23 protein-coding genes and 2 pseudogenes are annotated in these 23,047 nt (G+C 64.7%); 13 read left to right on the top strand and 12 right to left on the bottom strand.

Annotation, left to right across the window (positions count from 1 at the left end; translation table 11 throughout):
• The 3 genes from EN943_RS18975 to EN943_RS18965 all read left to right on the top strand — a co-directional run.
• On the top strand, positions 1 to 285 hold a 285-nt coding region (locus tag EN943_RS18975; RefSeq protein ID WP_245475905.1), incomplete at its 5' end, for a 3D domain-containing protein.
• Complete coding sequence (locus tag EN943_RS18970; protein ID WP_127414146.1) at positions 282 to 812, top strand: Smr/MutS family protein; 531 nt, start codon at positions 282 to 284, stop codon at positions 810 to 812. The genes EN943_RS18975 and EN943_RS18970, both read left to right, overlap by 4 nt.
• A 25-nt stretch (positions 813 to 837) precedes the next feature.
• A complete protein-coding gene (locus EN943_RS18965; RefSeq protein WP_127414145.1) occupies positions 838 to 1,206 on the top strand; it encodes a helix-turn-helix transcriptional regulator in 369 nt (122 codons plus the stop codon).
• Positions 1,207 to 1,289: 83 nt separating this feature from the next.
• Here EN943_RS18965 and EN943_RS18960 read toward each other — a convergent pair whose 3' ends face one another.
• The 4 genes from EN943_RS18960 to EN943_RS18940 form a co-directional block, all read right to left on the bottom strand.
• Entirely contained in the window at positions 1,290 to 1,451 is a 162-nt protein-coding gene (locus tag EN943_RS18960; protein ID WP_245475903.1) for a hypothetical protein, read from the bottom strand.
• A gap of 405 nt (positions 1,452 to 1,856) precedes the next feature.
• A complete protein-coding gene (locus EN943_RS18955) occupies positions 1,857 to 2,474 on the bottom strand; it encodes a transglutaminase-like cysteine peptidase (protein WP_127414143.1) in 618 nt (205 codons plus the stop codon).
• A gap of 233 nt (positions 2,475 to 2,707) precedes the next feature.
• Positions 2,708 to 3,985 (bottom strand): polyhydroxyalkanoate depolymerase, encoded by a 1,278-nt coding sequence (locus EN943_RS18945; protein WP_127414142.1) that lies wholly within the window; start codon positions 3,983 to 3,985, stop codon positions 2,708 to 2,710.
• A gap of 289 nt (positions 3,986 to 4,274) precedes the next feature.
• Positions 4,275 to 4,634 (bottom strand): septal ring lytic transglycosylase RlpA family protein, encoded by a 360-nt coding sequence (locus EN943_RS18940; protein WP_127414141.1) that lies wholly within the window; start codon positions 4,632 to 4,634, stop codon positions 4,275 to 4,277.
• A 210-nt stretch (positions 4,635 to 4,844) separates the two neighbouring features.
• Here EN943_RS18940 and EN943_RS37675 point away from each other — a divergent pair, with 210 nt between their 5' ends.
• On the top strand, positions 4,845 to 5,030 hold the full coding sequence (locus EN943_RS37675; RefSeq protein WP_164778257.1) for a hypothetical protein: 186 nt from the start codon (positions 4,845 to 4,847) through the stop codon (positions 5,028 to 5,030).
• A 285-nt stretch (positions 5,031 to 5,315) separates the two neighbouring features.
• Here EN943_RS37675 and EN943_RS18930 read toward each other — a convergent pair whose 3' ends face one another.
• The 4 genes and pseudogenes from EN943_RS18930 to EN943_RS18915 all read right to left on the bottom strand — a co-directional run bounded on the left by EN943_RS18930 (position 5,316) and on the right by EN943_RS18915 (position 9,116).
• Positions 5,316 to 6,107: an ATP-binding cassette domain-containing protein gene (locus EN943_RS18930; RefSeq protein ID WP_127414140.1), complete on the bottom strand. Its 792-nt coding sequence runs from the start codon at positions 6,105 to 6,107 to the stop codon at positions 5,316 to 5,318.
• Between the two features lie 10 nt (positions 6,108 to 6,117).
• Positions 6,118 to 6,894, bottom strand: coding sequence for an ABC transporter permease subunit (locus EN943_RS18925; protein ID WP_127414139.1), 777 nt, complete (start codon positions 6,892 to 6,894; stop codon positions 6,118 to 6,120).
• Positions 6,891 to 8,053: pseudogene (ssuD, locus tag EN943_RS18920) on the bottom strand (FMNH2-dependent alkanesulfonate monooxygenase). Before ssuD ends, EN943_RS18925 begins: the two are co-directional and overlap by 4 nt.
• Positions 8,054 to 8,144: 91 nt before the next feature.
• Positions 8,145 to 9,116 carry a sulfonate ABC transporter substrate-binding protein gene (locus EN943_RS18915; RefSeq protein WP_127414138.1) on the bottom strand — a complete coding sequence of 324 codons (972 nt, stop codon included), beginning with the start codon at positions 9,114 to 9,116 and terminating at the stop codon, positions 8,145 to 8,147.
• A gap of 285 nt (positions 9,117 to 9,401) precedes the next feature.
• Here EN943_RS18915 and EN943_RS18910 point away from each other — a divergent pair.
• Positions 9,402 to 9,682: pseudogene (locus EN943_RS18910) on the top strand (GIY-YIG nuclease family protein).
• A 135-nt stretch (positions 9,683 to 9,817) separates the two neighbouring features.
• Here the strand turns inward: EN943_RS18910 and EN943_RS18905 are convergent.
• The 4 genes from EN943_RS18905 to tauA form a co-directional block, all read right to left on the bottom strand.
• Positions 9,818 to 10,009, bottom strand: a complete 192-nt coding sequence (locus EN943_RS18905; RefSeq protein WP_348630105.1) for a hypothetical protein — start codon at positions 10,007 to 10,009, stop codon at positions 9,818 to 9,820.
• A gap of 27 nt (positions 10,010 to 10,036) precedes the next feature.
• Complete coding sequence (locus EN943_RS18900; RefSeq protein WP_127414136.1) at positions 10,037 to 10,897, bottom strand: ABC transporter permease subunit; 861 nt, start codon at positions 10,895 to 10,897, stop codon at positions 10,037 to 10,039.
• Positions 10,894 to 11,685, bottom strand: coding sequence for a taurine ABC transporter ATP-binding protein (locus EN943_RS18895; protein WP_127414135.1), 792 nt, complete (start codon positions 11,683 to 11,685; stop codon positions 10,894 to 10,896). The genes EN943_RS18900 and EN943_RS18895 overlap by 4 nt, the downstream gene beginning before the upstream one ends.
• Before the next feature lie 122 nt (positions 11,686 to 11,807).
• Entirely contained in the window at positions 11,808 to 12,821 is a 1,014-nt protein-coding gene (gene tauA, locus EN943_RS18890) for a taurine ABC transporter substrate-binding protein (RefSeq protein ID WP_127414134.1), read from the bottom strand.
• 577 nt (positions 12,822 to 13,398) lie between these two features.
• On the opposite strand from tauA, the gene EN943_RS18885 reads away from it, so the two are divergent.
• The 8 genes from EN943_RS18885 to EN943_RS18845 form a co-directional block, all read left to right on the top strand.
• Positions 13,399 to 13,875, top strand: coding sequence for an Rrf2 family transcriptional regulator (locus tag EN943_RS18885; protein ID WP_127414133.1), 477 nt, complete (start codon positions 13,399 to 13,401; stop codon positions 13,873 to 13,875).
• A 31-nt stretch (positions 13,876 to 13,906) separates the two neighbouring features.
• Positions 13,907 to 15,241: an FAD/NAD(P)-binding protein gene (locus tag EN943_RS18880; RefSeq protein ID WP_127414147.1), complete on the top strand. Its 1,335-nt coding sequence runs from the start codon at positions 13,907 to 13,909 to the stop codon at positions 15,239 to 15,241.
• Between the two features lie 411 nt (positions 15,242 to 15,652).
• Positions 15,653 to 17,074, top strand: coding sequence for a pyridoxal-phosphate dependent enzyme (locus tag EN943_RS18875; RefSeq protein ID WP_127414132.1), 1,422 nt, complete (start codon positions 15,653 to 15,655; stop codon positions 17,072 to 17,074).
• Positions 17,071 to 18,252 (top strand): PLP-dependent aspartate aminotransferase family protein, encoded by a 1,182-nt coding sequence (locus EN943_RS18870; protein ID WP_127414131.1) that lies wholly within the window; start codon positions 17,071 to 17,073, stop codon positions 18,250 to 18,252. The genes EN943_RS18875 and EN943_RS18870 overlap by 4 nt, the downstream gene beginning before the upstream one ends.
• Positions 18,253 to 18,497: 245 nt before the next feature.
• On the top strand, positions 18,498 to 19,469 hold the full coding sequence (locus EN943_RS18865; protein ID WP_127414130.1) for a GlxA family transcriptional regulator: 972 nt from the start codon (positions 18,498 to 18,500) through the stop codon (positions 19,467 to 19,469).
• Between the two features lie 304 nt (positions 19,470 to 19,773).
• Positions 19,774 to 21,078 (top strand): Xaa-Pro peptidase family protein, encoded by a 1,305-nt coding sequence (locus tag EN943_RS18860; RefSeq protein WP_127414129.1) that lies wholly within the window; start codon positions 19,774 to 19,776, stop codon positions 21,076 to 21,078.
• Between the two features lie 340 nt (positions 21,079 to 21,418).
• The gene (locus tag EN943_RS18850) at positions 21,419 to 22,099 is read left to right on the top strand and encodes an isochorismatase family protein (RefSeq protein ID WP_127414128.1); all 681 of its coding nucleotides are present in this window, start codon (positions 21,419 to 21,421) and stop codon (positions 22,097 to 22,099) included.
• The coding region (locus tag EN943_RS18845; protein ID WP_164778256.1) for an alpha/beta hydrolase at positions 22,096 to 23,047 on the top strand (952 nt) is incomplete at its 3' end. The genes EN943_RS18850 and EN943_RS18845, both read left to right, overlap by 4 nt.

The raw sequence follows: 23,047 nt of genomic DNA, 5'->3' as shown, positions 1-23,047 counted from the left end.
AAGGTGCCGCTGACGCCGGGCCGCTCGATCGCCGTCGACCGCCTGCTGCATACATTCGGCACGCCCTTTTACATCGACGCGCCGACGCTCACCGCCTTCGACGCAAAACCATTCCGCCGCCTGATGATCGCGCAGGATACCGGCTCGGCCATCACCGGGTCCGCGCGGGGCGACCTGTTCGCCGGTTCGGGCGATGCCGCGGGCGAGATCGCCGGCGTGGTCCGCAATGCCGCGGATTTTTATGCACTGGTGCCGCGCGCGCTCGTTGCGGGTGCGATCCGATGACCCGGCGCCCGGACAAGCTCAGCGAGGACGACCGGGTTCTGTGGAACCTGGTGGCGCGCACGGCCAAGCCGCTGAAGGGCAAATTCGCCGTCGACATCCCCGACATTGCCGCCGAGGCCAGGCCAAATCAGCCGCAGCCGACGCTGGCCTCTGCCAACGCCGCAGGAGCCGCAAAGCCGAAGGCTCAGCATGTCACGCACCGCCTCGACGAGCCGACGCTGGACAAATTGTCGAAAGGCCGGCTGCCGATCGAGGGCCGCGTCGATCTGCACGGCATGACGCAGGATGAGGCCTATTCGCTGCTGTTTTCGTTCCTGCACCGGGCGCATGCCGGCGGCGTCCGCTATGTCCTGGTCATCACCGGCAAGGGCTCGTCCTCCGGCGGCGATGGCGTGTTGCGGCGCGCCGTGCCTGCCTGGCTGTCGACGCCTGCCTTCAGGCCGCTCGTCTCCAGCCACGACCATGCCGCCCGCAATCATGGCGGTTCGGGTGCGCTCTATATCCGCCTGCGGCGGGCGCGCGTGTGAGGAGTTCGTTCATGAAGGTGGAGGCATGACCCCGTTCGGCGAGAAGCTGCGCGCGCTGAGAAGCGAACGCGGTGTCCGCCAGAAGGACATGGCGGCGGCGATCGGCGTCAGCGCCGCCTATCTGTCGGCGCTCGAACATGGCAGGCGCGGCGCCCCGACCTGGACGCTGATCCAGAAGATCATCGGCTATTTCAACATCATCTGGGACGATGCCGAGGAACTGGCGCGGCTGGCCGAGGCCTCGCACCCGCGTGTAAAACTCGACACGTCGGGGCTTTCCCCCGCCGCCACCGAGCTTGCCAACCTGCTGGCGGAAAACATCGAGAAACTCGACGAGGCGGAGCTTCGCCGCATCACCGCATCGATCCGCGGGGCGTTAAACCAGCGGCCGTAGTCTGACGGTCCGCGCCGGTGCAAGTTCGCCTGCTCACGAGGAAACTGCCCGCCGGCGGATCGCCGGCGGGCTCAGTGGTGAGATCACTTCTTGCCGGCCGTGCCGCCATTACCGCCCCGGCCATGATCGCCGTGGCCGTTGTTTCCACCACCCAGGCAGTCCGACGCCCCGGCATCACCGCAACAGCGGCCGGCCCAGAGGTCGTTGAGGTTGGTTTTGGAACAGCTGGTGGTCTGATCGGCCATGGCGGATCCGGCCATGCTCGACACCGCGAGAGCGGCAAGAAGGGTGTTTCGCAGAAAAGCAGTCATCTGAAGTCTCCATGGTTGGTTTCGGTTCACGGCTGTGTGTCGCTGGCCGGAGCGAAATGGTTCACGGAGATGTTGAAATTTGTCGGGGGACTTCGATTTCGTCATCCACGGCGAAGCGGACGCGCAGGATCCATACCACGAACTGCGAGCGTCGCGGCGGTGCAAAAGATCTGGTGATGACAGTATGACGATTGCAGGCGCCTGTTCCTGCGCCGCAGCGTTCTTCATCGGCATCACGGCATGGATCCCAGGGTCTTCGCGACGGAGCTTCGCTCCTGCTCCGCCCTGGGATGACGAAGCGTTGGATGCCGCCCCTAGGGAAGCCGCCGTTGCTGGTGCCTACTGCACCGCGCCGACCAGAACCTGCTGGCCACCGCGGATCGAGACCCAGCGGCCGGTGTTGTCGATCGCCTGCCGCTTGAGGAAGCGGTAACCGGTCGCGTCCCATGGCTTGACCTTGTCGGTCAGATTGTCGAGCACATAGTCGCCCTCGTCGGTGCGCACCGTCAGCACGGCGTGGCCCTCGCCGTCGGGCTTGCGCACGACGGTGATCAGAAGATCGGCAAGCGAGATGCTCATGCGCGAAAGCTGGCGCCGCTTTTCCAGCACATAGTCCTCGCAATCGCCGACGCCCTTGTCGGGATAGGCCCAGACCTCGTCCTTGCCGTAGATTTCCATGTCGCTCATCGGCTTGACGGCGGCGTTGACCCTGGCGGTGACATTGAGAAGCTTGCGCATCAGCCCGTCGCTCATCGGAGCCGGCGCCAGATTGGTCGGGCGGATCGAGCACTCGCCCGGATGCAGCTTGCAGAAATCATAGTGGCCGATCGGCTGCGAGGTAAGTCCCCCGGTCGCCATCGCTCCACCCGCTAAGGCCGGTGCCACCCAGCCTGCCGTCATTGCCAGCCCGGCCGCCACATACACGCGCAGCCGTCGCGCCATCGATGAGGAAATCATTGTCCCCGCTCACCCTTTGTTATTAACGAAAGGTTAAGGGGGATTTACAGTCCGTGTCAATTACGACGACGGTCGGATTGTCGGCATGGTTACCCGATGGGCTGGACAGCGGCACTTGTGCAACAGAATCGGCCAGCCAGCCGGCTTTTACCGGTCAATTGCACCGGTTTGTCGCCGTTAATCTTGGTTTGTGCAGGTCATTGTCCCAAACCCGCAATCTTGGACGGCCTGCATTATCTCTTGACGGCGCGGACCAGCTTCGGCTTCACCGCGACACGCTCCTGGCGGCCATAGCTGGTGATGAAGTCGACGATGCGCGGCACGATTTCGGAACGGAAGCGCGAACCGTTGAACACGCCGTAATGGCCCACCGCCGGCTGCATGTAGTGGGCATGCCGCTCAGCCGGGATGTTGGGACACAGATCATGCGCCGCCTTGGTCTGGCCAAGGCCCGATATGTCGTCGTTCTCGCCTTCGACCGTGAACAGCGCGACGTTGCGGATCGCTGACGGATCGATCCGGGTGCCGCGATGCGTCATCTCGCCCTTGGGCAGGGCCTGGCGCACGAAGACGGTGTCGACGGTCTGCAGATAAAACTCCGCCGTCAGGTCCATGACAGCCAGATACTCGTCGTAGAAATCGCGGTGCTTCTCGGCATTGTCGCCATCATGCTTCACCAGATGCATGAAGAAGTCCTTGTGGGCGATGATGTGGCGGTCGAGGTTCATGCTCATGAAGCCGGACAGCTGCAGGAAGCCTGGATAGACCTCGCGGCCGAAGCCCGGCACCGGCCAGGGCGCATGCATCACGACATTGTCGCGGAACCAGTCGATGCCCTTTTCCTGCGCCAGCAGATTGACCGCGGTCGGGTTGCTGCGGGTGTCGATCGGGCCGCCCATCAAGGTCATGGTCGAGGGCACGAAGGGGTCGCCCTTGGTTTCCATCAACGCCACGGCGGCCAGCACCGGCACGGAAGGCTGGCACACTGCCATCACATGCGTGTCCGGCCCCAGCGTGTGCAGCATGTCGATGACATAGTCGATGTAGTCGTCGAGATCGAATTGGCCGTCGGCAAGCGGCACCATGCGGGCATCGACCCAATCGGTGATGTGCACGTCGGCATAGGGCAGCATGGCTTCGACCGTGCCGCGCAGCAGCGTCGCATAGTGGCCCGACATCGGCGCCACGATGAGAAGCTTCGGGTCGGGCTTGCGCCCGGCGGGGACGGCCCGCTCGAAGCGGACGAGATTGCAGAACGGCTTCGACCAGACGGTCTTCTCGGCGACCTCGACGCTCTTCCAGTCGACCACGGTCTTGCTCAGGCCGAACGCCGGCTTGCCGTAGCGGCGCGTGGTGCGCTCGAACAGTTCGGCCGTTGCTGCGATCGAACGGCCCCATTGCGTGTGGGAAAATGGATTGAGCGGATTGGAATAGAACATCCGCACCGCGTCGGCATAGAGGCGCGCGGGCTGCAAGGCGGCGTGGTTCATTTCATAGAGCTGGTAGAACATCGAGAACCCCGCTGCTGCCTGCGACCGAAGGGACGACGAGCAGCGCCGAGCCTTAAATGTCTCGCGCGGAAGTTAACAACTAATTGCTGCGATGCAATACGTCACGCTGCGTGACCAATGCTTCTTTGGTTCAAGGCCATGGAAATCGGGGCCGAACGGCGCCAGCCGGCTCAGTGTGCGGCTGCGAAATGTGTAGGTAGTGTGTCCGGCCCCTTTGCCGGACACCCGACCATGATCCCGAAAAGTGGATTCCGGTTTTCGAAAAGTTCATGGTCCAAGAACAGTCGCTCTAGACGCGCGCCATGCACACGGACGTATGGCCGGAGCCGATAAAGCCGAGCTGGCCGGCCGCACCCTTCGACAGGTCGAGCACGCGCCCCTTGATGAACGGACCGCGATCGTTGATGCGCACGACGACGCTGCGGCCGTTGTTCTTGTTGGTCACCTTGAGCTTGGTGCCGAACGGCAAGGTGCGATGCGCGGCGGTCATCGCCGACGGGTTCATGCGCTCGCCCGAGGCGGTCTTGGAGTGCAGGGCATACCACGAGGCGCGGCCGCACTGGGCGGCGGCGGTCGCCGAAGAAGCGCCGACCATCAGGCCAGCAGCGATCGTTACCGCGACAATCGCGGTCTGTTTTGAGTTCTTCATATTTGGGGGATGGCTCCGTTTTGACAGACCCCAGCCGTTAGGTGCCAAATAAGGCACGAAATGCGGCAGTGATCTGGCGGTTCCGTGGCAATGGCACACGTTTGGAGTCGCTGGGTAACAGTCTGTCAGGGATTTTCGGGCCACTTCCTTTGGCTCTTTTATCGCGGCCCCGATGCTGCAACCAATCGACTTCAAAAGGGAGATCCGGCAATGAAGCTGACCAAAAATCTGCTGGCCTTGATTGTGCTTGCCGTCGGCGCGCTGTGGTCTCTGCAAGGCGTCGGCGTTGTCGGCGGCAGCTTCATGACCGGCCAATCGCAATGGCTCTATATCGGCGTCGTCACCATGCTGGTCGGGCTGGTGGGATTGGTGTGGGCGAACCGCTCTCGAGGATGAGCTTCGAAGAAAGGTCGCCCCCCCACTCCGTCGAGCTTCGCTCGCCACCTCTCCCCCGATCGACGGGGGAGAGGAAAGGCGCGAGCTTGGCCGACCTTGGCTCCCTTCCTCTCCCTCCGGAGGGGGAGAGGTGGCTCGGCGAAGCCGAGACGGAGTGGGGGAAGGCGCTCGTCGAGCGCGCTGCCGCCACAAGACGGCCATACCGCGGCGAGCAAGCCCATGCTGTCGGTCGATTCTGTTACCTATCTATCCGGTTCAGAAAGAATGCCGCCGCCCCCAACAAACCTACCCGAACAGCCGGTCCAAGATCTTGCCCTCCAGCCGGGCCAACTCGACCGAACCGCGCCGGCGCGGCCGTTCCACGGGTACATCCAGATCAAGCGCGATCCGGCCTTCGCTGATCACCACGACCCTGTCGGCGAGCGCGACCGCCTCGGCGACATCATGCGTGACCAGAACGGCCGTGAACTTCTGCGCGATCCAGATGCGTTCCAGAAGCTGCTGCATCTCGATGCGGGTCAGGGCGTCGAGCGCGCCAAGCGGCTCGTCGAGCGCCAGGATCTGCGGGTGGCCGACCAGCGCGCGGGCCAGCGCCACGCGCTGCTTCTGGCCGCCCGACAGCACCGAGGGCCATTCGTTGGCCCGGTCGGCAAGTCCGACCTCGCCGAGGATGTCGAGCGCGCGGTGCCTTGCCTCCACGCCCGATGCAATCCCGGTCAGCCCGACCTCGACGTTTTTCACCACGCTGGCCCAGGGCAGGAGCCGTGGCTCCTGGAACATGAAGCGCGTGCGGCTGTGCCCTTCCTCTTCGAGGCCGAATGTCAGCGATCCCGATGTCGGCCGATCGAGCCCGGCCAGAAGCCGCAAAAGCGTGCTCTTGCCGCAGCCGCTCTTGCCGATGACGGCAAGGAACTGCCCGGCCGGCACGTCCAGGTCGATGCCGTCGAGGACGGTCTTGTCGCCGAAGCGCTTGCCGGCATGCCTGAAGGCAAAGGCCCGCTGTCCTTCGACGGAGCCGATCGGCCGCACCGGCGTGGCGACGAAGGAACGGGCTGCGGTCAGGCTGGCGGCGGTCATGGTCAATCTCTCATCCGTTCTGGAAGGCCGGATGCCAGCCGAGCGACAGCCGCTCGAGCAGGCGGGCGAGGCTGTCGGCGAGCTTGCCGAGCAGCGCGTAGATCAGGATCGACAGCACGACGACGTCGATCAGCAGGAATTCGCGCGCCTGCATGGCCATGTAGCCGAGGCCCGAGCTGGCCGAAATGGTTTCGGCGACGATCAGCGTCAGCCACATGATGCCCAGGGCATAGCGCAGGCCGACGAAGATCGCCGGCAGCGCGCCGGGCAGGATGACGCGGAAGAACAGGGCGCGCCGGTCCATGCCGTAGACGCGGCCCATCTCGACCAGTTGCGGGTCGACGCTCTGGATGCCGAGCAGCGTGTTGACGTAGATCGGAAAGAACACGCCGAGCGCCACCAGGAACAGTTTGGCTTCCTCGTCGATGCCGAACCACAGGATGACCAGCGGGATCAGCGCCAGATGCGGAATGTTGCGGATCATCTGCAGCGTCGTGTCGGTCAGGCCGCGGCTGAGCGTCGACAGCCCGTTGGCAAGGCCAAGCGCAAAGCCGATCGAGCCGCCGACGGCAAAGCCGGCAAGGGCGCGCGCGGTCGAGACGCCGATGTTGCGGATCAGTTCGCCCGACAGCGTCAGCCGCCAGAAGGCCTCGGCGACCGCACTTGGCGCCGGCAGCACGTTGGCGGGCATGACGCCCACGCGGCTGGCAATCTCCCAGCCGGCAATAACCAGCGCCGGGAGCAGCCAGCCGATGGCATTGTTATGCAGGCGCGTGGCAAAGCTCATGACGAAGCCTGCAGGCGGTTGGCGCCATGGAAGCCGACCGAGAATTCGTTGGCGATGTTCTCATGCGCCCGCTGCCGCCTGGTGCCGAGCCCGAGTCGAGGGAATAAAAGCTCGGCGACGCGATAGGCTTCCTCGAGATGCGGATAGCCCGAGCCGATGATGGTATCGATGCCGATCGCCTGGTATTCGCGGATGCGTTCAGTGATCTGCTCCGGCGTACCGACCAGTGCCGTGCCGGCGCCGCCGCGCACCAGCCCGACGCCGGCCCACAGATTGGGCGAGACGACCAGCCTGTCGCGGCGGCCGCCATGCAGCTCGGCCATGCGGCGCTGGCCGACCGAATCCATCTGGTTGAGGAAGCGCGCCTGTGCGTTTTCGATCTGCGCGTCGGTGACATGGCTGATCAGCCGGTCGGCGCGCGCCAGGCTTCGTCCTCGGTCTCGCGCACGATGAAATGCAGCCTGATGCCGAAACGGAGTTTTCTGCCGCGCAGTGCCGCCTTTGCGCGCGCCGCGGCCAGCTTCTCGGCCACCTGTGCCGGCGGCTCGCCCCAGGTCAGATACATGTCGACGAGGTCGGCGGCGAGATCCTGGCCTGCGTCCGACGACCCACCGAAATAGAGCGGCGGCCGCTCCTGGTGCGGCAGAAGGTCGAGGCGGCCATTCTCGACGCGGTAATATTTGCCGTCGAAATTGATGCGCTCGCCGGACACCAGGCCGCGCCAGATGGTCAGGAACTCATGCGCCTGGGCATAGCGCTCGTCATGCGGCAGGAAGACGCCGTCGCCGGCGAGCTCGGTCGGGTTGCCGCCGACCACGACATTGAGCAGCAGGCGGCCATTGCTCAAGCGGTCGAGTGCGGCGGTCTGGCGCGCGGCGAAAGTCGGCAGCGTGACGCCCGGCCGCAGCGCAACCAGGAATTTCAGTTTTTCGGTCAGCGTCGCCAAACCCGTCGCTGTGATCCAGGAATCCTCGCAATTCTGGCCGGTCGGCAACAGCACGCCGGGAAAGCCGAGCCGGTCGACAGCCTGCGCGATCTCCTTGAAGTAGCCGAATTCGGGCGGCCGCTGCTGCTCCTCGGAGCCGAGATAGGAACCGTCGCCATGCGTCGGAATGAACCAGAAGAAATCGAGCGGTGCGGTGCTGGCAGGCGCGGTCATGTCTGGCACAGTCACGGGCGGATCTCCTGGAGATATGGGTGCAAACGCAAATGGCGCCGGGCGTTCTCACCCGGCGCCGTCAGGGAACAAGTTAGTTGCCGGGTGCTGTCCAGACCGCGTCGGAGATGCGGACCGCTTTCGGGATCAGCCCGAGCTTGTAGAAGCGGTCGGCGGTCGCCTGCTGGCCGGCGATGATCTCGTCGGTGATCGGAAAGATGCCGAATTTGGTGCGGTTGGCGGCGATGATCTGCGCGTCGAGCGGCACGCCGGTCACCTCATGCAGCGCCGCGGCCACCTTGTCGCGGTTCTGGTCGGCCCATTTCGCCGCCTCGCCAAGGGCCGATATCGTCGTGGTGATGGTTTCGGGGTGCGCCTTGGCGAAATCCTTGTTGGCGAGGAAGTAGGTGTTAACCCTAAGCGCCTCACTTGAGCGGGCCAGCACACGCGGCTGGTAGCGGGTTTCGGCGATGGCAAAGAACGGATCCCAAACGCTCCAGGCATCGATCTGGTCGCTGGCGAAGGCTGCGGCCGCATCCGCCGGGCTGAGATAGACCGGCGTGATCTGGTCGAAGGCAATGCCGGCCTTTTCCAGGGCGGCGACGAGCAGATTATGCGCGCTGGTGCCCTTGCCGACACCGACGCGCTTTCCCTTGAGATCGGCGACCGACTGGATCGGCGACGCCGGCTTGACGAAGATCGCCTCGCCATCGCCATTCGACGGCAGCGCCGCCGCATAGACGATGTTGGCGCCGGCCGACTGGCCGAAGATCGGCGGTGCGTCGCCGGTCCAGCCGACATCGATGGCGCCGACATTAAGCGCCTCGACCAGCGGCGGCCCGGCGGTGAACTCGACCCATTTGACCGTCACGCCCTTGTCTTCAAGGGCCTTTTCGATCACCTGCTGCTGCCTGGCGATCACCGGCAGACCGGTCTTCTGATAGCCGATGCTGAGCTGCTTCAACTCCTGCGCCGCGGCGCCAAACGACACGGCAACCGTCGCCGCCAGCAGGCCGATGCCGAAAACACGTCTCGTTAGATTGAAAGGCTTGGTCAGATTGAACATTGATCCCTCTCCTTCGCTGCGGATCGGCGCCGGAAATGGCCTCGCCGGTTGGAAGATGGATCAGGCTAGGTAGTTCTATAAATTTAGTAGAGGAATGATTTTGCGAGTTCGCTGCGGTAAATGGAATTGTTTTCTGCGATCAACCCTGCGTTCGTCATCCCAGGGCGAAGCAAGGAGCGAAGCGACGCGGCGCAGAGCCTAGGATCCATGCCGTGACATTTGCCTTAGAATGCAACAGATCAGAATGGCGCTTGTACGCACACCAACGTTCGCTACCCCTCAACCATGACCGGCTACGTCTACATGACCGCGAGCCAGAAACGCGGTACGATCTACATCGGCGTCACCAACGATCTCGGTCGCCGTGTACCCGAGCACAAGTCTGGCCAAGGCTCAGGCTTCACCAGTCGCTACGGCGTGCAACGCCTTGTCTGGTACGAGGAGTATTTCGACATCACCGATGCGATCCAACGTGAGAAGTCCCTGAAACGCTGGTCGCGCCAATGGAGTTGATCGAGACAACCAATCCGGAATGGTTCGAGCTCTTTCGCGGGACCGGGTGGTAGGCGCTCGGTCTCTTGCACCGCCGGAGCATAGCATCACCGTCGCGGCATGGATCCTAGGGTCTGCGCCGCGTCGCTTCGCTCCTTGCTCCGCCCTAGGATGACGAAGACGCGGCGGCTAGCGCAAGTCGAGCCCCCTTACTGCGACCAATACTGCCAGGCCCAGTAAAAACTCTCGTCGCGTGGCGGCAGGCGGTCGCGCTCGGCGTCCCAGCGGACCGGCGTTGGCGTTTTCGGTTGCTGTTCAAGCGGCTGGCTTTCCTTGGTCCAAGCGAGAAGCCAGTTACCGGCTTGGGCGAACAGCACGGCGATGGAATGGGTCATCGTCATTCTCTCTCCTGCTCCTCTGGGCTCCGATCATTCGCGTCCCGCCCACGGGACGAGCACGCGCTCGATCCTGCGGAGGGTGAATTCCAGCACGAAGGCGATGGCCGCGATCACCAGAATGCCCATCACAACCACGTCGGTGACGAGGAACTGGGCGGCCGACTGGATCATGAAGCCAAGCCCGCGTGTCGCCGCCACCAGTTCGGCGGCGACCAGCGTCGACCAGCCGGCGCCGAGCGCAATGCGCAGGCCGGTTAGGATCGCCGGCAGCGCGCTGGGCAGGATCACATGGCGGACCACTTGGCGCTGGGTAGCACCCAGCGAGCGCGCCGCGTTGATGCGCTCCTGCGAGACGCCGCGAACGCCGGACGCGGTCGACAGCGCCACCGGCGCCAGCATGGCAATGGCGATCACCAGGATCTTCGACGGCTCGCCGATGCCGAACCAGATGATGACCAGCGGCAGGTAGGCGAGCGGCGGGATAGGCCGCAGGAACTCCAGCAGCGGATCGAAGATGCCGCGCCCGATCGTGCTGATGCCGATGGCGAGCCCAACCGGCACGCCGACGAGGATGGCGGCGACCAGTGCCGCGAAAACCCGGCCCAGGCTGGCGACCGCATGCTGCAGCAGCGTCGCATCGACAAAGCCGTCGCGGGCGACGGTGATGAATTTGTTCCACACCGCAACCGGCGAAGGCAGGAACACTGGCGACACCAGTTGCAGGCGAGCCGACAGCGCCCACAGCGCCAGCACCACCAGGATGGTCACCACGCTGACCGCGCGCGCCGAAACGCCTTTGCGTTTTGGGCTCGGCCGCGACCACGGCACCGACAGGCCGTCAGCCTCGTCGATCTTGTGTCCCGGCCGCTCGGTGTAGGAGGTAACGGTCATGCCGCCTCTCCTTCGAAGATCGCGTCGGTCAATTCACCGCGCGCCGCGGCGAAGGCCGGGTCGGCCTTGATGGTGCGAATGGCTTCGCCCGAGGCGTAGCGCCTGGAGAAACCGGGTTCGAAGCTCCGCACCACGCGGCCCGGGCCGGGCGCCAGAACGACGATGCGCGTGGCCAGCACCAGCGCCTCCTCGATGCCGTGCGTGACCATCAGCACGCCGACCTCGCTTGCCGTCCACAAATCGAGCAGCGTCGTCTGCATGCGCTCGCGCGTCAGCGCATCGAGAGCGCCGAGCGGTTCGTCGAGCAGCAGGAATTCGGGTTCGGCGGCGAGCGCCCGGGCCAGGCCGACACGCTGCCGCATGCCGCCGGAGAGCTCCCAGATGCGCTTGTCGCCGGCGTCGGTGAGCTTCACCAGCGCCAGGAGCTCATCGGCGCGCCGCGCTCGCTCGGCTGGCTTGATGCCACGCAGCCGCAGCGCGAAGGCAACGTTTTCGCGCGCGGTCAGCCATGGGAACAAAGCATCGTTCTGGAACACCACCGCGCGGTCCGAGCCAGGTGCGGTGATCGGCTTGCCGTTGATGGAAGCCGTACCGCGCGCCGGGGCGACAAGGCCGGCGGCGACGTTGAGCAGCGAGGTCTTGCCGCAGCCGGAACGGCCCACCAGCACGACGAAATCGCCCTTGGCGATATCGATCGACACAAGCTCGACGGCAGGCTCCGCCTGGCCGTCATAGTGGATCGAGACCTTGTCCAGTACGAGATGGGGGTCGAGCACGAGATGCGGCATGGAAGCCTCGCGGTTCGTTGAAATCCGACTGCCCCGGAACCGCTCCTCGTCAGCGGTTCCGGGGCAGTCAGCACGCGGCGTCAGGGAAGGAGATCCGCGCGCGTTCCGTGTGGGTCAGGCGCTCAGTTCGAGGCCAGCGCCTGGGTGACGTATTTCGACGACACGTATTTCGAATAGTCCGGCAGCACGGCGTCGATCTTGCCTTGCTCCTTGAGGAAGGCGGATGTCGCTTCCACCGCCTTGACCGTGCCGCCGCCGAGGAATTTGTCGGAGGCCTGCTCTTCGAGCGTCGGGAAGACATAGCCCTTGAGCAGCTGCGGCACTTCTTCCAGCTTGGCGCCGGTGAGCTTGGCGATCGCCGCCGCCTGCGGCGACGACACCGACCAGGCGTCGGGCTTTGCGAGGAACTCGGCATAGGCCGCGCCCGTCACCTTGACGAAGTCGCGTACCGCTTCCGGGTTCTTTTCGGCGAAGTCGGTGCGCACGATCCAGGCGTCGAAGGTTGGCGCACCCCAGGCGGCGACCTGCGAGGAATCCACCACCACCTTGCCCGTCGTCTTGATCTGGCCGAGCGCCGGATCCCAGACATAAGCCGCGTCGATGTCGCCGCGCGAAAAGGCCGCCGCGATTTCCGGTGGCCTGAGATTGAGGATCTCGACCGACTTCGGATCGACGCCCTCATGCTTCAGGGCGGCGAGCAGGCTGTAATGCGTCGTCGAGACGAAGGGCACGGCGACCTTCTTGCCGGCAAGATCGGCGACCTTCTCGATGCCGGCGCCGTTGCGCGCCACCAGCGCCTCTGATTCGCCGATCAGGCCGACGATGAAGATGGTCTGGATCGGCAGCTCGCGGCTCGCCGCAGCCGCCAGCGGGCTCGAGCCGACATAGCCGATATCGACCGAACCGGAAGCCACCGCGGCGATGACATCGGCGCCGGAATCGAATTTCCGCCAGTCGATCGCTGCCTTCGTCGCCTTCTCATAGGCGCCGTCGGCCTGCGGCACTTTCGAAGGTTCGACCACCGTCTGATAGCCGATGGTGATCTTGAGATCGTCCGCAAGGGCCGGGCCGAGGAAGGCAGCACCCGCAAGGGCCGCCGATGAGAGCAGAATTATGCGTCGCGAAATCGTGGACATGAAGGGCTCCTGAAAAGAGAGAAACTGGAATGCCCCATGATAGTCAGCTAATTCTATTGGCTTTGTAGAGTTAAATCCTTCCAAGGAAGGCGGGCTTGTTAGAAAAAAGCTGTTGGTCGTTGGCGGATAGGGCGGATAGGGTGATTGTGGCGGCTCGGCCACGGTCCGAAGTCTTCTGATGTCGGCGCCTCCATCCGCAAGAGAATTCCATCTCCGGCTCTTATCGGGCAAATCCATGCCTCAAACGTCGGTGGATTTGACAACCCATTCCGCGAGTTCGAGGGTAAGTATAGTAATCTTATCGACATTAAGACTGGAGGCGACGATGAGCAGTCACCATATCGCGATGATCGCGCTTCGGCCGTCAGAGTCGTGCGCTTTTGTGTCCTTGCGAGCACAAAGATCGGTCAAAATGGCCACAGCGGCTTGAAAACGAAGCAAAATCAACAGCTCTCGGCTTGTACATCATGTCACTAGAATTTATGTGTCATGCGGGCTTGGACGCGGCGGCAACGCACGCCAGGCGTTTTGCACCCGATGGTCTCGCGCCGTCGCATGACAGAGAAATTTTGATCTCATGCTCACGAAAAAGGGCAAGTACGGCCTCAAGGCGCTCGTCCACCTCGCTCGATTGCCGGCCGGGCAGCTCGCCTTCGTCAACGACGTCGCCACCGGCAACAACATCCCGAAGAAATTTCTCGACGCCATCCTGGGCGAGTTGCGCAATGCCGGCTTCGTCCAGAGCCGCAAGGGCAAGGATGGCGGCTACCGCCTGGCGCGCCCCGCCGACGAGATCAAGGTCGGCCATGTCGTGCGCGTCCTCGACGGTCCGCTGGCGCCGATCCCCTGCGCTAGCCGCACCCAGTACCAGCGCTGTGAAGATTGCAACGAGGCGACATGCCAAGTCCGACATCTGATGCTCGAGGTCCGGCAGGCGATCGCCGAGGTGCTCGATCAGCGCAGCCTCGCCGAAATGCGCGATATCTCTCTCGACGACCTGTCGGTTGCGAGGGACATCAGCGATCTGCCGGTCGCGGTGAAGGTCCAAGCCTAACGCTGGCGCTGCGCACGGCGAAGGCATGCTTATGACCGGGCGCGCCAACTCCATCATCATTGTCGGCGGCGGCGCCAGCGGCGTCGTGCTGGCCGCGCATCTCCTGAAGTCGCCCAATCCCGACCTGCGCGTCACGCTGATCGAAAGGCGTCCGCATTTCGGCCAGGGCATCGCCTATTCGACGCTGCTGTCGGCGCATGTCTTGAATGTCAGCGCCGCCGGCATGAGCGCCTATGCCGACGATCCCGGCAATTTTTGGCGCTGGCTGCAGGAACGCGGCCTGGCAACGGCCGAGCAGGCGCCCTTCTATGCACCGCGCAGCATCTATGCCCGTTACCTCGGCGAGTTGCTCGATGAGCTGCAGGCGCGCGAAAAGCAGACCGGGCGGCTTCGGCTGATCCGCGAGGAAAGCCTCTCGATCACGCCCACCGCATCCGGTGTCGAAGTGGCGCTGGCCAACGGCACCAGCGTCGTTGCGCATCTCGCCGTGCTGGCCACCGGCCACGACGAGGAGCCGGCGCAAGGCCATGCCATCAGGATGGGATCGGAAGCCGACACAGCACTTCCCCCCGACGCCGGCGTCATGGTGCTGGGCACCGGTCTCAGCATGGTCGACGCCTTCCTGGCGCTGGAGCAGCGCGGCCATCGCGGCGACATCATCGCCGTGTCCAGGCGCGGCCTGCTGCCCTCGCCGCATCGCAAGGGCAATCCGATCAAGCTCGACGTCGCCGACATTCCGCTCGGCACCCAATTGTCCTATTTCGTCGGCTGGTTCCGCGACCTGATCAAGGAAAACCAGAAGGCCGGCATCGACTGGCGCGACGTCGTCGACGGCCTGCGGCCGTTCAACCAGAAGATCTGGCAGAACTGGCCGGCTTCCGCCAAGCGTCGCTTCGTCGAGCACACCAAGGCCTGGTGGGACATCCACCGCCATCGCATGGCGCCCGAGGTCTACGCCCGCGTCACGCAAGCCGTGCAATCCGGCCGCATCCGCCTGGTCGCCGGCCGCGTCGTCCACATCGCGCGCAACGGCGAATTCACAGTCCAGGTCCAGTCGCGCCATACGCAGCGCCTCGAGACCTTCGAGGTCGCGCGCATCTATGATTGCTCGGGCATCGTCCGGGACATCTCGACCTCGTCGAACAGCGTCGTGCGCTCGCTGGTCGACCGCGGCCTGGCACGGCCGGACCCGCTGCGCATCGGCCTCGACGTGTCAGCCAATTGCGAGATCATCGCCGGCGACGGCACCGTTTCGGCCAAGATCCTCGCCGTCGGCCCGCTGACGCGCGGCACCTTCTTCGAGATCGACGCCATCCCGGATATTCGCGTGCAGTGTGCGAGGCTGAGCAAGCAGCTGCTGGGGTAGAGACTCAACGCAGCCCCACGCCTTCGTCATCCTAGGGCGGAGCAGGAGCGAAGCGACGTCGCGGAGACCCTAGGATCCATGCCGCGACCTGCGAACTTTGCGGCGGTGCAAACCTATTCGATACAAGCGGGATGCCTTAAATTATTTCTCCACCGCTGCATTCTTCGACCAATGTCACGGCTTGGATCCTAGGGTCTACACTCCGCTTCGCGTCGCTTCGCCCTAGGATGACGAACGCGCGGAGGGTTCGCCTGACTTCGAAGGGACTCTTGCCAACCCAACCCCGGGAATTTCATTCCCCATCTGGCCGGTTGATTGGCACGATCTATCTTCTTTCCGACTGCAAAGGGCTGGAAAAGAGGATACGCTGCCGCCCGCCCAGAGGCGGTCGCTTGGTCATGGAGCATCGATATGAGCGAGCATGAGATCGCCGCAGCCGACGAATTGTCCCGCCTGCGTCCGCCCTACAAATCGGTGCTCGACCTGATCGGCCAGACGCCGGTGGTCGAACTGACCAAATTCGACACCGGCAAGTGCCGGCTGTTCATCAAGCTCGAAAGCCAGAACCCCGGCGGCTCGATCAAGGACCGCATCGCGCTGTCGATGATCGCCGCGGCTGAAAAGCAGGGCAAGCTCAGGCGCGGCGGCACCATCGTCGAGGCGACCGCCGGCAATACCGGCCTCGGCCTTGCCCAGGTCGGCATCCCCAAGGGCTATCGCATCGTGCTGGTGGTACCCGACAAGATGTCGCGCGAAAAGATCCAGCATCTGCGCGCGCTCGGCGCCGAGGTGCGCATGACGCGCTCCGATGTCGGCAAGGGCCATGCCGAATATTACCAGGACATGGCCGAGAAGATCGCGGCGGAAACGCCCGGCGCCTTCTATGCCAACCAGTTCGCCAACCCGGCCAATCCGCTGGCGCATGAAGCCACCACCGGCCCGGAAATCTTTTCGCAGCTCGACGGTGACGTCGATGCCGTTGTCGTCGGAGTCGGCTCGGGCGGCACGCTGACCGGGCTTGGCCGCTACTTCGCCAAAGTGTCGCCGAAGACCGAAATGGTGCTGGCCGATCCGGTCGGCTCGGTGCTGGCGCCGCTGATCAAGACCGGCAAGATGGAAGAGGCCGGCAGCTGGACGGTGGAAGGCATCGGCGAGGATTTCGTGCCGCCCAATGCCGATCTGTCGCTGGTCAAGAAGGCCTATTCCATCCCCGACAAGCAGAGCATGCTGGCGGTGCGCGACCTCTTGTCCAAGGAAGGTATCCTCGCCGGCTCATCCTCGGGGACGCTGTTGTCGGCGGCGCTGCGCTATTGCCGCGAGCAGACGGTGCCCAAGCGCGTCGTCACCTTCGTCTGCGACAGCGGCAACAAGTATCTGTCGAAAGTGTTCGACGATTTCTGGCTGGCCGAGCAGGGTCTGGCCGAGCACGAGCAGCATGGCGATCTGCGCGACCTGGTGATGCGCTCGCACCGCACCGGCGACACCGTCTATGTCGGCCCGGACGAAAGCCTGCTCAACGCCTATGGCCGCATGCGCCGTTCCGATGTCTCGCAGCTGCCGGTGCTCGACAATGGCAAGCTCGTCGGCATCGTCGACGAAAGCGACATCCTGGCCAAGGTCGACGGCCCCTATGACGGCCGCTGGGAGCGTTTCAACGGCCCGGTGCGCACGGCGATGACCTCCAATCTGCACACGCTGCAGGCCAGCCAGACGCTGGACGCGCTGCTGCCGGTCTTCGACCGCAACGAGGTCGCCATCATCTTCGACGGCGACGAGTTCGTCGGCCTGATTACCCGCATCGACCTGATCAACCATTTGAGGCGCGCACGATGACCAGCAATACTCCGCCGGCCGGAAAAAACCGTCTGGCTTTCTCGACGCGCACCATCCATGGCGGCCAGAGCCACGACCCGCTGACCGGCGCGGTGATGGTGCCGATCTACGCCACCTCGACCTTTGCCCAGCAGTCGCCCGGCGTGCACAAGGGTTTTGAATATGCCCGCAGCCAGAACCCGACGCGCTTTGCCTTCGAGCGCGCCGTGGCCGATCTCGAAAGCGGCTCGGCTGCGTTCGCCTTTGCGTCCGGGCTGGCGGCGATCGCCACCGTGCTGGAGTTGCTCGATTCCGGCGCCCACATCGTCGCCACCGACGACATCTATGGCGGCTCGTTCCGGCTGATGGAGCGGGTGCGCAAACGCTCGGCCAATCTGCAGGTCTCGTTCGTCGACTTCACCGTCCTCGCCGCCGTGGAAGCCGCGATCCGGCCCGAGACAAAAATGCTGTGGGTCGAGACGCCGACCAACCCGCTGCTGCGCATCGTCGACCTCGAAGGCGTCGCCGCACTTGCCAAACGCAAGGGCATCCTGTCGGTCGCCGACAACACCTTCTGCAGCCCCTATATCCAACGGCCGCTGGAGCTCGGCATCGATATCGTCGTGCATTCGACGACCAAATATCTCAACGGCCATTCCGATATGGTCGGCGGCGTCGCCGTGGTCGGCGACAACAAGGACCTCGCCGCCCAGCTGAAATTCCTGCAGAACGCCATCGGCGCCATTTCAGGCCCGTTCGACAGCTTTCTGGCGCTGCGCGGGCTGAAGACGCTGGCGCTCAGGATGGAGCGCCACTCCGCCAACGGCCTGAAGATTGCGCAGTGGCTGGAAGCGCGCCGCGACGTCCGCCGCGTCATCTATCCCGGCCTCGCCAGCCACCCGCAGCACGCCGTCGCCGTCCAGCAGATGCACGCCTTCGGCGGCATGATCACGACCGTGCTCGACCGCGACCTCGCCGGCACCAAAAAGTTCCTCGAACGCACGCAGCTGTTCACGCTCGCCGAAAGCCTCGGCGGTGTGGAAAGCCTGATCGAGCATCCGGCGCTGATGACGCATGGGTCCATTCCGGCGGAGAAGCGGGCCGAGATCGGCATATCGGATTCGCTGGTAAGGTTGTCGGCGGGGATCGAGGATGGCGACGATCTGATCGCCGATCTGGATCAGGCGCTGGGGGGATAGACCTCAAATCGCCAAAATCGGCGCCGCCCCTCATTGCCCTGCCGGGCATTTCTCCCCGTATAGCGACGGGGAGAAAGACGCTAACCGCGGCCGCCGGTGATTGGCGTAAGCGCCGATAACAGCGTCCCTCGCCCCGTTTACGGGGAGAGGATGCCGGCAGGCAGGTGAGGGGCGGCGCTGACGTTCCAGGTTCAAGCATCAGCCCAATTGACGCCGCACCCCATCTGCCCGAAGTGTAGCGCCCCATGGCTACACACGCCCCGCCAAGACCCACCGACACCCCCCTCACCTTCGCGGTGCTGGTGTTTCCCGGCTTTCCGATGATGGCGTTCAGCTCGGTCATCGAGCCGCTGCGCGCCGCCAATGTCCTGGCGAAACGGCAGTGCTATCGCTGGATCATCGTCGGGGCCACCCAAGGCGCGGTCGAGGCCTCGAACGGCGTCGTCATCCAGCCGGGTTTTTACGCCGACGATGCGCCGAAGGTCGATCGCATCGTCGTCTGTTCGGGTGGCGATGCCGATCACCTCGTTGCCGAAGACGCGGCAAGCTGGATCCGCAAGAGCCTGCGCAATGGCGCCCATATCGGCGCTGTGGCGGATGCGGCGTTCTTCCTGGCGCGGGCGGGCCTGCTCGACGGCCATGCCTGCACCTTGCACTGGACCAGCCAGGCCGCCTTCACCGAAGCCTTCCCCAACATCGAGCTCAGGCGCGACCTCTATGTCATCGATCGCAAGCGCTTCACCTCGGCCGGCGGCGTCGGCAGCCTCGACATGATGCTGGAGATCATCACCAGGGACTACGGCGCCGAGCTTGCCGCCGGCGTTGCCGAATGGTTCGTGCACAGTCAGCTGCGCTCCAGTGTCGACCGCAAGCTGATGCCGTTGCGCCTGCGCACCGGGGTGCAGAACGAGCTGGTGCTGTCGGCGATCGCCATCATGGAGGACGCGGTCGAAGAACGGCTCGGCATGGCCGAGCTGACCGCGAAGCTCGGCGTCTCCTCAGACAAACTCGAACGCAGCTTCCGCTCGGAACTCGCCATTTCGCCCAATGGCTACTACCGCCGGCTCCGGCTGAAACGGGCCGCCGATCTGCTGGCGCATTCCACGCTCGCCGTGCGCGACGTGGCGCTCGCCTGCGGCTTCGCCTCGATGTCGAGCTTTGCCCGGGCGTTTCGCGAGGAGCATGGGCATCCGCCGAAGCTGGCGAGACGGCACTAGGGGCGGCGCTTTATGAGGGTAGGCCCCCTCATCCGGCCGCTGCGCGGCCACCTTCTCCCCGCTGGGGAGAAGAGACTGGCGCCGGCGCTGGCGATCTCCTCTCCCCTCGGGGGTCCGGAGGACGGGCGAGATACGTGGCTCGCCCCGGAACGGTCAGCCGAGCGAAGCGGAGGCTGGGTGAGAGGGCAGCGCCATACATTGGCCTCCAGCGGCATCCCGCACAACACATGCGGTTTTCCGCACAATCCCTCCGCCCCTCCTGCGTCATGCTCCGACCTCGCAACCCAGCCAAGGCCGTACCCCCATGAGCATCGTCGTATTCGACCCCGACAGCACCGAGGACGTGGACTTCAAGGACCGCATGCGCCACCCCGCGGCGGCCGATCCGGCCGGCGGCATGTGGCTGTCGGACACCGAGCCGTCCTACATCGATGCCGATGCGCTGCGCAAAGGCCGGCTGGCGAAACTGCGCGGCTGGATGCGCGACGCCGGCTATGGCGGCGTCGTGTTGTTCGACCCCTACAACCAGCGCTACGCCACCGGCTCGCGCAACATGTTCGGCTATTTCCTGCGCAACTCGACCCGCTATTTCTTTATCCCGACCGAAGGGCCGATCGTGCTGTTCGAATACCCGCAGAGCTACCATGTCTCCATGGTGCTCGACACGATCGACGAGGCGCGGCCTTCCAAGCTGGTCTGGTCGTCGGTCTCGGGCCGCGACGACGAGACCGCCGGCCCCTTCGCCGACGAGATCGCCGAGCTCTTGAAGCAGCATGGCGGCGGCTCGATGAAGCTCGGCCTCGATCGCTGCAGCCATCTGCAGGCGTTGGCGCTTGAAAAGCGCGGCTGCGAGGTCCGCGATTGCCAGGGCGAAATCCTCGCCGTGCGCGCGGTGAAGACGCCCGAGGAAGTCAAATGCCTGCAGGTGTCGATGGCCGGCGCCGAGGCCGCCGTCTATGCGGTGCGTGAGGCGATCAAGCCCGGCGTCTCCGAAAACGACCTGTTCGCCATCATGTATGGCGAGGTCATCCGCCAGGGCGGCGAGTTCATCGAGACCCGGCTGCTCACCTCCGGCCAGCGCACCAACCCATGGTTCAACGAGGCCAGCGGCCGCAAGATCCGGCCCGGCGAACTTTTGGCGCTCGATACCGACACGATCGGCTGCTACGGCTATTATTCGGATTTCTCGCGCACCTTCCGCTGCGGGCCGGGCAAGCCGACGCCCTACCAGAAGTCGCTCTACCGCATGGCGCACGACCAGGTTCAGCACAACATCTCGATCGTCAAACCCGGCATGGCGTTCCGCGAGATCGCCGAAAAGGCGTGGAAGATCCCTGACCGTTTCGTCGACCAGCGCTACACCTCGGTCATGCATGGCGTCGGCATGCATGGCGAAACGCCGTTCATTGCGCATTCCATGGATTACGAAACCTATGGCCGCGACGGCCATATCGTGCCAGGCATGGTGGTGAGCGTCGAAAGCTACATCGGCGAAAAGGGCGGTCGCGAGGGCGTCAAGCTGGAGGACGAGATCCTGATCACGGAGACGGGTACAGAGCTTCTGTCGCGCTTTCCCTATGAGGATGAGTTTCTGGAGGGAAAGGTTTGATATCCGCAGCCCGCCTCGGTGACGTCTTTGCTACCAGCTCGTACCCTTATTCCTTCGTCATCCTAGGGCGAAGCAAGGAGCGCAGCGACGCGGCGCAGACCCTAGGATCCATGCCGCGACCTCAATGCGTCGCCACGGTGCAGATTCTCCTCCGCTGCACCTCTCGGCCAACGTCACGGCATGGATCCTCGGGTCTGCGCGTCCGCTTCGCTCCCGCTCCGCCCGTGGATGACGAAGTCATGGGTGCTTCGGCCAATCGCCACCGTTTGCGCCAGCTCGGTAACGGAACGGCGTCGGCTTTTGGCCAAGCACGGCCGCCCATGCATCACGCAGGCGCCGCATGAAAACCCACATCTCCATCAAACCCGGCACCGTGGCCGCGATCTTCATCGACCTGCAGGAGGAGCACCGGCAGGATCCGCGCTACCTGGTCGACGGCTACGCAACGATCCTCGCCAACGTCCAGCGCCTGCAGGCGGCGGCGCGGCGGAACCATGTGCCGCTTTACCACTGGGCTTACATCGTCGATCTCGACAGCCAGGACCGCCCCTTTCATCCGGTCGGTGAGGACGGCAAGTCGGCTTTTTCCGACAAGAGCGATCCGCTGACCGAGATCTGCCGTGAGGTGGCGCCAATCGACGGCGAGGCGCTGCTGATCAAGGCCGAGGCCAGCGCCTTCCGCACCGGGCCGGCGGCGCGCGACATCAAGTCTTCGGGCATCGAATGGCTGGTGGTATCCGGCGTCTGGACCGAGGCCTGCATCGACGCCTCCGTCAAGGATGCGGTGGCCAAAGGCTTTCGTGTGCTGCTGGTCAAGGATGCCTGCGGCAGCGGCAGCGCGGCCATGCACCAGACCGGCATTCTCAACCTCGCCAACCGCCTCTATGGCGGCGCCGTCACCGACACCGATGGCGCCTGCCGGCTGCTGGCGGGCGAGACCGTCACCGCCTGGCAGGTCGAGGGCTCGGTTCCGCTGCGTTTCAGCTTCGACAACGCGGCCGCTCTCTACGCCGATCTATGACGCGCGGCCCCTACGAAACAAGGCTCGACCCGGCCCTTTGGGCCTATATCGACGCCGTCAATGCCTGGTACCCGCCCGAAATCATCGGCCTGCCGATCGACAAGCAGCGCGCCGTCTATGACCGTATGAGCCGGGCTTTCCACCAGGGCCGCCCGGCAGGCGTCAAGGCCAGCGACGGGCTAATCGCTGCGGCTGGCCGCGACATCCCGGTCCGCCGCTACCAGCTTGCCGGCACGGCCGCGAAGGTGATGGTGGTCTACTACCACGGCGGCGGCTTCATCCTCGGCGGGCTCGAAAGCCATGACGACATTTGCGCCGAGCTCTGCGCCGGCACCGGTTTCGACGTGCTGTCGGTCGACTACCGGCTGGCGCCGGAGGATCTTCATCCCGCCGCCTTCGACGATGCGGTGGCCGCCTTCGAATGGGCAGCCGCCACATCAGGTCTGCCGCTGGTGCTGTGCGGCGAAAGTGCGGGCGGCAATCTCGCCGCGGCGGTGGCGCAGGCGACGCGCCGCCACGCCAGCGCTGCCATTGGCCAGGTGCTGATCTATCCCGAACTCGGCGGTGACGAGACCGCCCGCTCCTATATCGAGCACGCCGAGGCGCCGCTGCTGTCGGTGGCCGACATCGCCTTCTACCGCGACGTCCGTTCGGCCAGGCGGCAATCGCTGGACGATCCGACTTTTGCGCCGCTGCGCGACACGGATTTCTCCGGCCTGCCGCCGACGGTGATCGTCACGGCGCAATGCGATCCGCTGTCGTCGGATGGCGAGATCTATCGCGACCGGATTGTTTCTGCCGGCGGCAAGGCGTGGTGGCACGAGGAGCCGAGACTGGTGCACAGCTTCCTGCGCGCCCGAACGACGGTGCCGGCGGCGGCGGAGGCGTTTGCGCGGATCGTGGCGGCGGTTGCAGCGCTGGGTAGGGGGGAGTGGCGGTATTTAGGCG

It is taken from the genome of Mesorhizobium sp. M7A.F.Ca.US.006.01.1.1, from assembly GCF_003997935.1.
Taxonomy (GTDB): Bacteria; Pseudomonadota; Alphaproteobacteria; order Rhizobiales; family Rhizobiaceae; genus Mesorhizobium.
This window is presented reverse-complemented; position numbering and strand designations above follow the sequence as displayed.

Excerpts from the sequence above, each read along its gene's own strand:
- EN943_RS18880 (WP_127414147.1), top strand. The coding sequence starts at position 13,907 with ATGACCGGGCGCGCCAACTCCATCATCATTGTCGGCGGCGGCGCCAGC.
- EN943_RS18860 (WP_127414129.1), top strand. The coding sequence starts at position 19,774 with ATGAGCATCGTCGTATTCGACCCCGACAGCACCGAGGACGTGGACTTC.
- EN943_RS18875 (WP_127414132.1), top strand. The coding sequence starts at position 15,653 with ATGAGCGAGCATGAGATCGCCGCAGCCGACGAATTGTCCCGCCTGCGT.
- EN943_RS18970 (WP_127414146.1), top strand. The coding sequence starts at position 282 with ATGACCCGGCGCCCGGACAAGCTCAGCGAGGACGACCGGGTTCTGTGG.
- EN943_RS18870 (WP_127414131.1), top strand. The coding sequence starts at position 17,071 with ATGACCAGCAATACTCCGCCGGCCGGAAAAAACCGTCTGGCTTTCTCG.
- EN943_RS37675 (WP_164778257.1), top strand. The coding sequence starts at position 4,845 with ATGAAGCTGACCAAAAATCTGCTGGCCTTGATTGTGCTTGCCGTCGGC.
- EN943_RS18940 (WP_127414141.1), bottom strand. The coding sequence starts at position 4,634 with ATGAAGAACTCAAAACAGACCGCGATTGTCGCGGTAACGATCGCTGCT.
- EN943_RS18895 (WP_127414135.1), bottom strand. The coding sequence starts at position 11,685 with ATGCCGCATCTCGTGCTCGACCCCCATCTCGTACTGGACAAGGTCTCG.
- tauA (WP_127414134.1), bottom strand. The coding sequence starts at position 12,821 with ATGTCCACGATTTCGCGACGCATAATTCTGCTCTCATCGGCGGCCCTT.
- EN943_RS18925 (WP_127414139.1), bottom strand. The coding sequence starts at position 6,894 with ATGAGCTTTGCCACGCGCCTGCATAACAATGCCATCGGCTGGCTGCTC.
- EN943_RS18945 (WP_127414142.1), bottom strand. The coding sequence starts at position 3,985 with ATGTTCTACCAGCTCTATGAAATGAACCACGCCGCCTTGCAGCCCGCG.
- EN943_RS18905 (WP_348630105.1), bottom strand. The coding sequence starts at position 10,009 with ATGACGATGACCCATTCCATCGCCGTGCTGTTCGCCCAAGCCGGTAAC.
- EN943_RS18900 (WP_127414136.1), bottom strand. The coding sequence starts at position 10,897 with ATGACCGTTACCTCCTACACCGAGCGGCCGGGACACAAGATCGACGAG.
- EN943_RS18915 (WP_127414138.1), bottom strand. The coding sequence starts at position 9,116 with ATGTTCAATCTGACCAAGCCTTTCAATCTAACGAGACGTGTTTTCGGC.
- EN943_RS18850 (WP_127414128.1), top strand. The coding sequence starts at position 21,419 with ATGAAAACCCACATCTCCATCAAACCCGGCACCGTGGCCGCGATCTTC.
- EN943_RS18955 (WP_127414143.1), bottom strand. The coding sequence starts at position 2,474 with ATGATTTCCTCATCGATGGCGCGACGGCTGCGCGTGTATGTGGCGGCC.
- EN943_RS18930 (WP_127414140.1), bottom strand. The coding sequence starts at position 6,107 with ATGACCGCCGCCAGCCTGACCGCAGCCCGTTCCTTCGTCGCCACGCCG.
- EN943_RS18960 (WP_245475903.1), bottom strand. The coding sequence starts at position 1,451 with ATGGCCGATCAGACCACCAGCTGTTCCAAAACCAACCTCAACGACCTC.
- EN943_RS18865 (WP_127414130.1), top strand. The coding sequence starts at position 18,498 with ATGGCTACACACGCCCCGCCAAGACCCACCGACACCCCCCTCACCTTC.
- EN943_RS18885 (WP_127414133.1), top strand. The coding sequence starts at position 13,399 with ATGCTCACGAAAAAGGGCAAGTACGGCCTCAAGGCGCTCGTCCACCTC.
- EN943_RS18965 (WP_127414145.1), top strand. The coding sequence starts at position 838 with ATGACCCCGTTCGGCGAGAAGCTGCGCGCGCTGAGAAGCGAACGCGGT.